Source organism: Agrobacterium burrii, assembly GCF_017313405.1.
Taxonomy (GTDB): Bacteria; Pseudomonadota; Alphaproteobacteria; order Rhizobiales; family Rhizobiaceae; genus Agrobacterium; species Agrobacterium burrii.
The window spans coordinates 40835-53248 of record NZ_JAFLNA010000007.1; the positions used below are offsets into that span (position 1 = coordinate 40835).

The 12414-nt window shown below is 59.5% G+C and carries 6 protein-coding genes and 3 pseudogenes; 6 read left to right on the forward strand and 3 right to left on the reverse strand.

Annotation, left to right across the window (positions count from 1 at the left end; genetic code table 11):
• The first annotated feature begins 28 nt into the window (after positions 1-28).
• The 3 genes from JZX89_RS14245 to JZX89_RS14255 all read left to right on the forward strand — a co-directional run bounded on the left by JZX89_RS14245 (position 29) and on the right by JZX89_RS14255 (position 4113).
• On the forward strand, positions 29-775 hold the full coding sequence (locus tag JZX89_RS14245; RefSeq protein WP_210348474.1) for an HD domain-containing protein: 747 nt from the start codon (positions 29-31) through the stop codon (positions 773-775).
• Positions 776-847: 72 nt separating this feature from the next.
• Positions 848-2593, forward strand: a complete 1746-nt coding sequence (locus JZX89_RS14250) for a carboxylesterase/lipase family protein (protein ID WP_207134436.1) — start codon at positions 848-850, stop codon at positions 2591-2593.
• A gap of 125 nt (positions 2594-2718) precedes the next feature.
• Complete coding sequence (locus JZX89_RS14255; RefSeq protein ID WP_207134437.1) at positions 2719-4113, forward strand: neutral/alkaline non-lysosomal ceramidase N-terminal domain-containing protein; 1395 nt, start codon at positions 2719-2721, stop codon at positions 4111-4113.
• 473 nt (positions 4114-4586) lie between these two features.
• On the opposite strand, the gene JZX89_RS14265 is transcribed toward JZX89_RS14255, so the two are convergent.
• Positions 4587-5720: a mandelate racemase/muconate lactonizing enzyme family protein gene (locus JZX89_RS14265; protein WP_207134438.1), complete on the reverse strand. Its 1134-nt coding sequence runs from the start codon at positions 5718-5720 to the stop codon at positions 4587-4589.
• A pseudogene (locus tag JZX89_RS14270) lies at positions 5717-7044 on the reverse strand (MFS transporter). Before JZX89_RS14270 ends, JZX89_RS14265 begins: the two are co-directional and overlap by 4 nt.
• Before the next feature lie 99 nt (positions 7045-7143).
• On the opposite strand from JZX89_RS14270, the gene JZX89_RS14275 reads away from it, so the two are divergent.
• Positions 7144-8049 (forward strand): LysR family transcriptional regulator, encoded by a 906-nt coding sequence (locus JZX89_RS14275; protein WP_207134439.1) that lies wholly within the window; start codon positions 7144-7146, stop codon positions 8047-8049.
• Between the two features lie 97 nt (positions 8050-8146).
• Here JZX89_RS14275 and JZX89_RS14280 read toward each other — a convergent pair whose 3' ends face one another.
• On the reverse strand, positions 8147-9784 hold the full coding sequence (locus JZX89_RS14280; RefSeq protein ID WP_103660115.1) for a carboxylesterase/lipase family protein: 1638 nt from the start codon (positions 9782-9784) through the stop codon (positions 8147-8149).
• A gap of 732 nt (positions 9785-10516) precedes the next feature.
• On the opposite strand from JZX89_RS14280, the pseudogene JZX89_RS14285 reads away from it, so the two are divergent.
• Together JZX89_RS14285 and JZX89_RS28600 are read left to right on the forward strand one after the other, a co-directional pair.
• Positions 10517-11717 (forward strand): annotated as a pseudogene (locus JZX89_RS14285) (IS256 family transposase).
• 267 nt (positions 11718-11984) lie between these two features.
• Positions 11985-12235, forward strand: a pseudogene (locus JZX89_RS28600) (hypothetical protein); the annotation flags it as partial.
• Between the last annotated feature and the right edge of the window lie 179 nt (positions 12236-12414).

The following is a 12414-nucleotide window of genomic DNA, read 5'->3' on the forward strand; positions in this document are numbered from 1 at the left end:
AGCGACGTTGACAGGGACTGGAACCGAGATGACCTACCACTACGCCACCCCAAGACGACCGATTACCGACGCGATACGGAAAATGGTGATCAGTGATTTTCCGGAGATCGCGCTCATCCCGGACATCGACATGCAGGACAAGGTGGTGGAGGCCTGGAGCTATGCGCTCTGCTGTTCCGATTTTTCGCGCATCACCGACATTCCGCCAGAAGGCAATCCCGGCGCGCCTGTGCTCGTTCAGGGAACGCAGGCCGATCATATCCGCGGTGTGATGCGCTACACCCGCGCTATCGCATTGGAATTCGAGCAGGCCTATCCGCAGACGCAGATCGACTGGAGCATTCTCCTGGCCGGGGCGGCCTGTCACGATGTCGGCAAGCCCTACGAATTCGATCCCGCCAACCGAAAGCGCTGGGCGGAGTGTCCCGCGCAATCCGGTGCGCCGACATTCCGGCATTCGGTGTTCGGCATGCATGTCTGTCTGATGGTCGGCCTTCCGGAAGAAGTCGCGCATATCGCGGTCGGCCATTCACTTGAGGGGCTGCACATGGGCGTGAGTGCGGAATGCACCATTGTTCGCCAGGCCGATCATGGCTGGTGGCATGTCGCGGGGGCCCTGGGCCTGATCACGCCGGAGTCGCTTGGCGCGCTCTCCGGCAACCTGCGCGCCCGTCCGCAGCGATCGGAGGATCAGGTGGGACAGAGTTCCGGCATGGATCACGTTTCGCACGGGCGCGGCAGGGGTCGCACGGGATTCGGTAACGGATCGAAATGAGAATTGGGCGGTGCCCGATCATGCAGGTGCCTCGAGTTTTCGGAGCACGGTTTTCAACAGGGAGGAGATAAAATGCAACAGGATAGAAGAGACGGCGATCGCGGCAGAACACGACCCACTTTCGCAAAGAGACTGCGCACCGGCACCGCGATTCTGGCACTCGGCGTGCTGCCGATCTTTTTGGTCCCGGCAATGAGCGCGCAAGCCAAATCCGCTATCGCCGTCGAGACGGTAAAGATCGAAGGTGGCTCGGTGCGCGGTGTTGGCACCGACGTGCCCGGCGTGCAGGTGTTTAAGGGCCTGCCCTTTGCCGGGCCGACCGGCGGCGAGAACCGCTTCCGCCCACCGCAGCCGGTTACGCCCTGGGACGGCGTGCGCACCGCCGACAGCTGGGGCGACCAGGTGCTTCAGGACGTCAACGGCAATCCGACGGGCGCCTTCTGGGGCGACGAATTCTATTACGACCCGGCCTTTATGCCGAAGGCCAGCGAAAACGGGCTCAATCTCAACGTCTGGACCCCGGCCAGGACGACCGGTGAAAAACTGCCGGTCTATGTCTGGATCCATGGCGGGGGCAATCACCACGGCTATGCCTCCGAGATTGAGTTCTATGCCTCCAAGCTCGCGGCCAAGGGGATCATCGTCGTCTCCTTGCAATACCGCACCGGCGCGCTCGGCTATCTCTCGCTTCCGGAACTTTCGGCCGAAAGCCCGAACAAGGTTTCGGGCAATTATGCGGTGCTTGACGAAATCAAGGCCTTGCAGTGGGTGCGCGACAATATTGCCGGGTTTGGCGGCGATCCGCGCAATGTCACGGTCGGTGGTCAGTCCGCCGGCGCCCGCAACACCACGATGCTCCTGCGTTCACCACTTGCCAAGAAGCTTTTTCACCGCGCGGTGATCGAAAGCGGGTCGACGGGATTCTTCCCATCGCCGATGTCGAAACTCCCCGAGCGCGAGACCGCCAATGCCAAGGGGATAGCCGAGGTGTTCGGCAAGCCGATGAGCCTTGCCGACCTCAGGGCCATTCCAACGGAGGATTTCATTGCAAAGAAGGCGACCGACGGAAAGACGCAGCTGTACGAAGCCCTGCATCAGGCAACCAACGGCACCGCGCAGCATACGATCGATGGCTATGTCTTTACCGATGCGTCCGTCGATCTGCTGAAGCCCGGAGCGCTCGAAGGCTTTGACATCATGATGGGCGGCACGTCAGACGAATACACTTCGCTTCAAGGTGGCCCCGACAGGACGATGACGGCGGCCGAACTCGGCCAGGCGATGAGGAAGATCGGCTATGACGACGGCTGGAAAAACATCTACCGCCCATCCGATCCGCGCGACGCCTATCGAAAATCCTTGCGCGCCCGGACGGACTTCAATCTGCAAGGGTTCATTCTTTCGGCCGAGATCGCCAAGGCTCGCAACAAAGACCTGAACGTCTATACCTTCTACTTCAACCACGCACCGCCGGGACGGGATTCGGAGTTCTATGGATCATTCCATTCGTCGGATCTGTGGTATTTCTTTAATTCGCTGCGCAATCAGCCGGGGCAGCGCAGCTGGACGGATGCCGACTTCCGCATGGCCGACATAATGTCGTCCTATCTCGCCAACTTCGTCAAATCCGGCGATCCGAACGGCGCCAGCCTGCCTAAATGGCCGCAAACCACCGTCAAGGACGGCGGCAGTTTTATCCGCTTCCACGACGGCTACGCCTATCCGGTGAAGGGGACACCCTATCCGGAACGTGATCGTTTCAATCGGGAGGCGGTGATGAAGGTGCAGGGTCTGAAGCCGGCTGACCTTTCAAAATAGTCGCGACATCTCGTCTTGGCAGATCGCAGCGCTTGGTCGGTGTTGCGGTTATCCGACAGCTTTCGACGAACGGGTCATCTGGCCGTTGGCTCGTCTGAATGCATCGTCAACAGAAGGATTGAATCATGAACACAACCAAATTGCTGATCGCGGCACTAGTCGCGACCACGGGTTTGTCCGGCGAGGTCCTGGCCGAGACGGCTAGCGGCAAACTGCGGGTCGGAACGGCACGCGTCGATATCACCCCGCCGGTCAATCCGGCTTACCCGCCGATGAACGAGTATGAGCACGAAAAGCTTTATATTCGTGCGATCGTCATCGACAACGGAACCACCCGGGCCGCTCTGATCGGTGCCGATCTCGGCGGCATCGAAGAGCCGGTCTGGGCCGATGCCAGCAAGCGGGTCGCGGCCAAGCTTGGCACCCCGGTTGAAAACATCATCATTTCGCCCACCCATATCCACAGCGACAGGCCTGCTGGCCCGCCGCCGACAGGATCCACGCCGCGTTACGCCAACGATTTTGCAGCCAATGTCATAGCCGATGCCGTGAAGACGGCTTTGTTGAACCTGCAACCCGCGCTGGTTGGCTACGCGACCGGAGCCGCCGACCTCAATGTCAATCGCGATGCCATCGACCCGCAGACCAGCCGCTGGACGCAGGCGGCAAACCTGAAGGCATCGTCCGACAAGACGGTCGGTGTGTTGTCCTTTGTCAAGCCGGACGGCCAGCCGATTGCGGCCTATGTCAATTATGCCATGCATCCGGTGAACGGCTATCTCAGCGGTGTCGTGACCGGCGATTTTTCCGATGCGACAAGCCGTCACGTCGAACAGGCATTCGGCGACGAGATGGTCACCGTCTTCAGCCAGGGCGCCTCCGGCGACCAGAACCCGCGCTGGCTGCGCGCCGGTACCAATGCGCTTGCTTCCGTCACCGGCGTCAAGATCACTGGCTATGAACTGACACGCGAAGCGGTCGAGGCACCGCTCCGGGACAACAAGGTTCCCTATGGAAAGCTGGACCAGAAGGTTGCCCACGACATGGCCGACTACATGCAGGCGCTGGGTATAGTCCTCGGCGAAGAGGTCATTCGCGTGATGAGCCACACCGAGGGACGGTTGGCGGACGCCGACATCTGGGGCAAGCAGACCATCCTGTCCTGCCCTGGCCGCAAACGGCTGGACAATGCTCGCGAAGGCACCGAAGGCAAATATGAGGATGGCCCGAATGTCGATATCCGGCTCGGCGTTCTGGGCATCGGCGACACGGCGCTGACGACGGCCAATGCCGAGATCTACAGCCGGATCGGCCTGCGCGTAAAACAGGAGTCGCCGCTGACCAAGACGATGTTCGTCACGCTGGCCAACGGAAAAGCTGCTTCGGGATATATTCCCGACGACGAGTCTTTTGGCCACCAGAGCTTTCAGGTGTTGGGCTCGCGGCTGAAGCCGGGTTGCGCCGAAAGCGGAATTGCCGGGGGCATTTCCGGGCTGGTCACGGACTACCTGAAGCACTGACAGAAACTGTCAAAATCGGTGGTTGAGCATCTGTTAGCCTGCGCGGTCTGCAGATAAGGCCAATGTGCGTCGCCATGCCAGTGCGAACCAAAGCCTGTATTGCTTCCACGGCGGATGAAGCGCTTTTGGAACCGACAACGAAAAGTGGCCGCAGTGTCCTGCGGCCACCCGAAGCTATTGCGATCAGAATGCCTTTAACGGCAGACGCGTTCCTTCTTGATCACGACATGGCCGTGCACCATGTGCTTGACCGCCTTGACGACGCATTTCTGCTGATGGGTCTCATGGCGGGGCTTGTGCATGTTCGCGGCCTGACTGGCCGCCGATCAACGCCATCGACGCGAATGCGATGACTGCAGTGATTTTTAGGTTGTTCATGGTTAATCTCCTCAAGGGGCAGGGTGGCGATGCGCACTGGCGCATCCGGCGTGACCGGAATTCAAAGATTTGATGCTGGACAGCTGCATTCAGCATCACTTGTGCAGGTCCTGCCTGGCAACAGTAATGCGTGCGATCAGCTTGGGATCAATTTCAATACCAAGGCCTGGTCCAGTCGGCACGGTGACGCTTCCATCTCCGTTCAAGGCTGGACGTCCGGCCAGCTCCAGCAGCGGGTTGGGTCCGACGTCATATTCGAGATAGGGAAAGGCCTGGGCCGGGCCGGCACGGTGCGGGGAAAGCGTCGCCGTCAGATGCAGCGCTGCGTGGAAATTGATGGTGCTGCCCCAGACATGCGGGATCACCGGACGATCAAAGAGCTCGCCCAGCGCTGCCACCCGGCCGACGCCGGTCAGGCCGCCGCAGATGGCAATGTCGGGCTGCAGGACATCGAGAGACCCGCGCGTCAGGAACGGCAGGAATGCCGCGGCGGAGCGAAAAGTCTCACCGCCCGCAATCGCCGGCTTGATGTGCCCGGCAACAAGGTCATAGCCGTGCAGATCCTGCGGGCTTGCCGGCTCCTCGATCCAGAGTAGGTCTGCCTCCTCCATCCGGATTGCGGTGGCAATCGCATTGCGCGGGGTGACGGACTGGTTGAAATCGATCATCAGCGCTGCGGTCTTGCCGATCTGCTGTCGCGCGGAGATGGCGGCGGCGGCATCATCGACCGGATTGAAGCCGCTGCGCAGTTTGAACGCCTGAAATCCCTGGGTGACGTAGCCGTCAATCTCACGCTTGAAGTCGCGATACGGGTGGCCTTCCGGCTTGAAGAATGGTCCGCTGGCATAGGCAGCGACGGTGTCGCGCAGGGCGCCGCCCAGCAATGTCGACAGCGGTACGCCATAAAGGCGTGCCATCAGATCGTGCAGAGCCATATCCATGGCAGCCACTGCCGCCATGCCGGCGTCGCCGCCGGCGGCCTCGCGCATCTGTTGCCAGAGACGGCCGATATGCGATGGATTCTGGCCGAGAACGCAGCCGGCGAGGTTGCTCTCGATCAGCTTTGCTGCCGCTGCAGGCGAAGCCCAGGCCTCGCCCCAGCCAGACACGCTCTCTGCAACGATCTCCACCAGAAGCGTGTCGCGGCTGGCAAAGAACATCAGGGCATTGCCGATCGGTTCCGAAAGCGGGGCAGAGAGAAGGTGAAGTTTGACATGCGTGATATTCATGAAGCTGCTCGCGTTTGGCCAAGTTCGGGTTTGGGCCGCAGCAGCTCTTTCATGCTGCGACCGAGAACCAGGATGGCGACGGCGGTGATCGCCATGGAAATCGACAGAAACAGCAGCGACCCTTGAAAACTGCCGGTGGCATCGCGCACCCAACCGATGACCGACGGGCCGAAAAACCCGCCTGTGCTGCCGACCGAATTGATCAGCGCGATGCCGGCTGCCGCGGCTGTGCCGGTGAGCAGCGTCGATGGGAAGATCCAGATATTCGGAGATGCGCCGCCAATGCCCGCAGCACCGATCGTCAGGCCAATCAGTCCGAAGATCGGATTGCTGGAAAAGGCTGCGAGCGCAAAGCCGACAGCGCTGGCGAGGAACGGTCCGGCTGCGTGCCACACCCGCTCGCCCGTCTTGTCGGCATGGCGACCGACCAGGATCATCGCCAAAACGGTGAACAGCGCCGGAATGGCGGTCACGAAGCCGGTTTGCAGATTGCTCAGGCCGAACTGCTTGATGAACTGCGGCATCCAGATAGCGATCCCCGTGGTACCCATGACCAGTCCGACGGCGATGAAGCACATCAACAGCACGCGCGGATCGAACAGCGCCTTGGCAACCGAAAAGTGCTCGACCGTTTCTTGCGCCTGGCGCTCGCCATCAAGGCGCGACACCAGCCAATCTTGCTCTTTCGGGGTCAGGAATGTCGCGGTCGTTGGTGAATCGGGCAAGCAGAACAACACGACCAGCCCATGATGATAGCCGGAAGCGCTTCGATCAAAAACATCCACTGCCAGCCGAAAAGCCCGCCGACGCCGTTTAGGTGCTCGACGATCAGGCCGGATGCCGGGGCGCCGATCATCGAGGCAAGCGGAACGGCAATGTTGAAGGTTGCAAACATCTGGGCGCGATAGGCCTTGGGAAACCAGAGCGTCATATAGAAGATCATGCCGGGGAAGAACCCGGCTTCCGCGGCGCCGAGCAGAATTCGAACAATATAGAAGCTTGACGGGCTCCACACGAAGGCCGTGGCGGCCGAAAGGATGCCCCAGCTGACCAGAATGCGCGCGATCCAACGGCGCGCACCGACGCGTGCCAGGATCAGGTTACTCGGCAGTTCGCAGAGCACGTAACCGAGAAAGAAAATACCGGCCCCGAAACCAAAGGCCGAAGCTGAAAAGCCGAGGTCCTTGTTCATCGTCAGTGCGGCAAAGCCGATATTGACGCGATCGAGAAAGGCCGCGAAGTAACACAGCATCAAGATCGGCAGGATGCGCCGCGCCGCCTTGGAAATAATGTCTTTACGCTCGTCCATCTTGCTCTCCTCCATGCGCCGGCTCCCGACCGGTCACGCTCCACATAGCGTTATGCGTTATTGACTTTGACAAACCAAATGAGTTTTCTGAGCGGAATAATATAGGAATTTCCAATGTCGCGGATAACTCTAGCGCAGATCGAAGCATTCTTCTGGACGGTCGAGCTGGGCTCTGCGCAACGGGCGGCTAATCATCTGCATCTGGCCCAGCCGTCGATCTCGCTGCGATTGAAAGATTTGCGCGACGCCGTCGGCAGCGACTTGCTGCAAAGGTCGAGCAAGGGCATGGTGCTGACAGCAGAGGGTCGGGCCTTTCTGCCGCGTGCCACCGCGATCATGGCGCAGATCAGGGCCATCCATGAGCCTGCGGCAGGCGAGGGGATTGCCGGGACGATCCGGGTCGGTCTGGCGGAGGGATTTGCGGTCAACTGCCTGGCGCCACTGCTTGCCGGCCTGCTGCAGGACCACCCGGCGCTGGTGCCGGAATGGGTCGTCTCCACCAGCACGACGCTGGAGTCGGCCCTGGTCGACGATGGGCTCGACGTCGCCGTTCTCCTCAATCCGATCGGGCACGAAAGACTGGCGCTCAAGCCGCTTGGGTCACAACCGACCAGTTGGGTCGCGCCTTCCATCTGGAAGATCGACGGCGCCGTCGCGCCAAAAGACATTTGGGACAGGGCGATCATCTGCAATCCATCGCCGTCCGCGATGTACCGGCAGATGACCTACTGGTTCGCCAATGCCGGGATGCAGCCCGCCAATGTCAGCAGTTGCACCAGTGTTGCCGTGATTGCCGAACTGGTGGCTTCAGGGCTGGGCTGTGCGGTCCTGCCGGTCAGAATGGCGGCGCGTCACGTCGGTGAAGGAACGATGCAGCTGTTGGCCTCCAACCCGCGGATTGAAAACGGCCGGCTGTTCACGGCATCCCGCCGGGGCGTGGTCGACCCGAAAATATCGGCCTTTGAAACGGTGACCGCGAAAGTCCTTGAGCGGATGGATTATCTGGTCCTCGGCATGTGAGCGTCGCTTGCGCGGTTTTGAGCCGCTTATGTCACGAGAAATTCGACGTCCGGCCGAGCGTGAAGCTGGCGCCTTGTGGGGCGCCAGCCTTTACTGATCACGACTTGTTCGGATTTCCCATCAGCTCGAGCAAGGCCTTGTCGTGCTGGCGTCCGAGAATGCTGTAGTCGTCGAACAGCATCGTTGCGCCGTTTTCCGGCGTATAGGATGTCCAGTCCGGAATCCCGGGATTCGAGGGGTTCGACGTCCGCATGAAGTTGATCCAGGAGCGGGCCATATCGAACGACATCGACCGTGCGGCCTCGCCGCCGCCAAACGACTGCGGTGTGCGATCGGCATTGTAGAGGGCCATGGGAACATCGGAGACATGCCACGCGCCGGCAATGCCATCGAGGACTGGCGGGTTCCATTTGTAGAGATAGACGAAGACAGGTGCAGCGCCCGATTTGACCTTCACGTCTGCCGCGCCCAGAACCCCGGTTCGGGTGGCATTGGCGAAGACCAGGACCCGCGACAGCGGGTCGCGTGGATAGGCAGCCTGCCAGGCGTCGGCAATGCCCTGCGCCTTGGTTCCGAATTTCTCAGTCAGCTTCGACAGCACCTGATCCTTGCTCCATTTGGTCCAGTTGTCGGCATAGAGCGCGGAGTTGTTGTTGCCGATGACCGTGGTGGTCTCCTCCATGACGTTGCCGATCATCAGGGGTTTGTCGCTGGAATATTTCTGCCAGCCCTCGGTGACGGGATCGGCCGGAATGAAGGAGCCGTCGACACTCGGACGCCAACTGATGGCCTTGCCGAGCCCGTCGGCCTCGGTCTGTTTCAGCGCTTTCATACTGGCCGCAAGCAGCGCCGGATAGGGTGTGGTTTCGATCTGCGCCACGGTTTCCGCCGTCAGTCCCAGATTTTCGAGCGTGTGCTTGGCGATGGCGGTAGAAACATCTTTCGGGTTCGCTGCACTCGATCCGGTTCCGCTCATGACGATCGCCTTGGCAAACAGATCCTTGGCATCAGCAATCCCCATCAGCGTGCGGACTTTGCCGCCGCCGCCCGACTGACCCATGATCGTGACATTGGCCGGATCGCCCCCGAACATGTTGATGTTCTGGTGTACCCATTGCAGCGCGGCAACAATGTCGCGCATGCCTGGGTTGGAGGATGCTTTGTAACGGTCACCAAAGGCGCTCAGATCGAGCGCACCCAGAACGTTCAGACGGTGGTTGAGCGTCACGACGACCGCATCACCGAGATCGGCGAAATTCCGGCCATCATAACCCTCGCCTTCGATCGACGATCCGTTGGTAAAACCGCCGCCATGCAGAAAGACCAGCACAGGACGCTTCTTTTCGCCGCTTGCCTCCGGTGTCCAGATATTCAACGACTGGCAATTTTCGCTCGCCGGCAGATACCGGTGGGGATTGAACTGCTCGTCGGTTGAGACCGCTGTCATCTCCGGTACCGGGCAGACGGCACCATAGTTGGTAGCGAGCCTGATCCCACTCCATGCATCTGGCGCCGTCGGAGCCATGAAACGCGCCGCCTTGGCGTAAGGAACGCCGCGGAAGGTATAGACGCCGCGATCGCGAAAACCCTGAAGCTCGCCCTGAGCCGTCTTGACGACGGCTTCACCGGCCGTGGCGACGTAGCTATCATCGGAAGCATGACCCAAGGCGCTGCAGCCCGCTGATAGAGCGATGCCAAGCAGCAGGGTCGATGCGTAGTCTTTTAGTGATCTCATAGTATCCTCCCGTTCCAGTGATCAGTAGTTATTGGTCAACATCAGGCGCCGAAAATTTGCTGTCCTGAACGTGTAAGATGAGGTGAAACGACCAGCTTACTCGTGCCGTCTCGCAGTTATCTGGATTCAGGCCGACAAGGGGCAGGTGTCATCGACAACAGCGCTCCTATACAATCGCGGGCCGAATGAACGAATGTCGGCCTCGCAATGCAGACAGGCCACGATCCACCAGCTGTTTAATAGCAATCTAAAAAAGATGATGTGCGACCCTCCCAAGCCGAGCACGGAAAGCCTCCATTCTTTCCATCGCCATCTTGGACGACGCGCCAATCTTGTCCAATCGGAAATGCTTGGCAAAACCCATAGGAATTTTCAATGAGAACGGTTTCGTTCGCTGTGCTAGGCGGCCGGAGCATGAAGTAGCAAATCAAAGCACGCGCAGTCCTGCACTTGTTCGTTGAAATACATCTGCAGGAAAAAGTTCTCACGGTATTCTTCCGCCTGAAAAATACCTCAAGTCCCCGAGCTCTCGACCGCCACATTACGATCTTTTAACGTGTGTTTTTCCGACGGCTGCGCCACTCATAGGTAAATCGGGCAGTAGCATGCTCGATCGCCCGCCGTTTCTCTCATCCGGATCGTGTCCCAGCGCGTGGTGTAGCTTGGTTTCATAGCCATCGGTGATTTCCGATAGGGTCGGGTTGCTTATGACCAACCTGAAGGACACCACCGATGACCAACGATATGATGAACCTGCGCTCGCTTGTTGAGAAGAGCGCCGATGCCGATTTGCTGCGCGAGATGATCGGCTTTGCCGCCGAGAAGCTCATGGCCGTGGAAGTTGGCGCTACGACTGGTGCGGGCTATGGCGAGAAGATTGCGCTTCGTCTCGCCCAGCGCAACGGCTATCGCGACCGCGATTGGGAAACGCGGGCAGGCACCGTGGAGCTGCGGATTCCAAAGCTACGGACCGGCAGTTATTTCCCAAGCTTCCTTGAGCCGCGTCGCATGGCCGAAAAAGCTCTGACGGCCGTCATCCAGGAAGCCTACATCCAAGGCATCTCGACACGTTCTGTCGATGATCTGGTCAAGGCCATGGGCATGTCTGGCATCTCGAAGAGCCAGGTGTCGCGGCTTTGCGAGGAGATCGACATCAAGGTCAAAGCCTTCCTCGATCGCCCCATCGAGGGCGAATGGCCGTACATCTGGATCGATGCCACCTACCTCAAAGTAAGGCAATGATGGCCGCATCGTATCCGTGGCGGCCATCATTGCCGTCGGTGCTAAAACGGATGGACGCCGGGAAGTGCTGGGGCTGGAAATCGGCACGTCCGAGGCCGGGCCGATCTGGACGGAATTCCTGCGCAAGCTGACCCGTCAAGGGTTGAGAGGCGTAAAGCTCGTCGTCTCGGATGCCCACGAGAGCATCAAGACGGCCGTCAGCAAGGTGCTGAATGCGACCTGGCAGCGTTGCAGGGTTCACTTCATGCGCAATGCCTTGGCGCATGCGGGAAAGAGTGGGCGGCGCGTCGTCTCCGCTTTCATTGCCACGGCGTTCGCACAGGAAACGCCGGAAGCGGCCAGCACCCAGTGGCGCAGCGTCGCCGATCAGATCAGGCCCAAGGTCCCCAAACTCGCTCATCTGATGGACAATGCCGAGAACGATGTGCTGGCCTACATGACTTTTCCCAAGCAGCATTGGGCCAAGCTCCACTCGGCCAATCCCATTGAGCGTTTGAACGGCGAGATCAAACGACGCACCGAGGTCATCGGCATCTTTCCCAACGAGGATGCCATCATCCGTCTTGTCGGCGCTCTGCTGCTCGAACAGAATGACGAATGGGCGGTCCAGCGATCCCGTTATATGACGCTGGAAACAATCGTCCAAATAAGCGATGATCCCCTCATCAGCTTGCCTGCCGTGGCCCGCTGATATTCTCTCCGGCCGAGCCGGAATAAGCCGTGGCTGGCAGAGAGCTACACCATGCCACGGGACACGATCGGATATCGTGTAGTCAATATACCCCCAACGACTTCTAGACTTGAGCCTAAGTGCCGAATGTTTCCCCACGGCCGCATTTAATGGCTTAAGGAACTGAATTATACAAGACACTAAATCAATCACAGGTAGTTTATTGAATGCCATGGGTTCAGAGCACTGAACTCGCTTGCCGGAACTGATCGAGGGGATTGCGCTTAGGCCGCACGAATGAACAGCAATTTCATCTCCGTTGACATATGTGGTGCCGTTCCGGTGTGCCAACGCAAGTACTCGTCCAAATCGCCCAGGCCGACGCCTATTCCCCAAGCCTAAGGCTTGAGCGCCGTGACACGCTATGCGTTATTAGGCCTTGCTTGATGAACCTCTACCCCCTCTTTGCTGCAGCCGCCGAACGCGAGATGGCAACGATCGCCGAGCAGCAGGAGCCGGAGGTCGCGCTCAGGCAAATGATATCAGCTGCCAGGTGCAAACGTGGAAGGCGTCAGAGCCAAAAATGACAGGCCGCAATGTCTCTTCATCTACTCGTTGACGACATCAAACAATTTCACTGAAACATACATTCCGTCCCGCCACTTTTTAGGGCTCGGCTTTTTTCCCGACCTCAAAACAGCCGATGAGTCTGCAAAGA

Excerpts from the sequence above, each read along its gene's own strand:
- JZX89_RS14245 (WP_210348474.1), top strand. The coding sequence starts at position 29 with ATGACCTACCACTACGCCACCCCAAGACGACCGATTACCGACGCGATA.
- JZX89_RS14265 (WP_207134438.1), bottom strand. The coding sequence starts at position 5,720 with ATGAATATCACGCATGTCAAACTTCACCTTCTCTCTGCCCCGCTTTCG.
- JZX89_RS14275 (WP_207134439.1), top strand. The coding sequence starts at position 7,144 with ATGTCGCGGATAACTCTAGCGCAGATCGAAGCATTCTTCTGGACGGTC.
- JZX89_RS14250 (WP_207134436.1), top strand. The coding sequence starts at position 848 with ATGCAACAGGATAGAAGAGACGGCGATCGCGGCAGAACACGACCCACT.
- JZX89_RS14280 (WP_103660115.1), bottom strand. The coding sequence starts at position 9,784 with ATGAGATCACTAAAAGACTACGCATCGACCCTGCTGCTTGGCATCGCT.
- JZX89_RS14255 (WP_207134437.1), top strand. The coding sequence starts at position 2,719 with ATGAACACAACCAAATTGCTGATCGCGGCACTAGTCGCGACCACGGGT.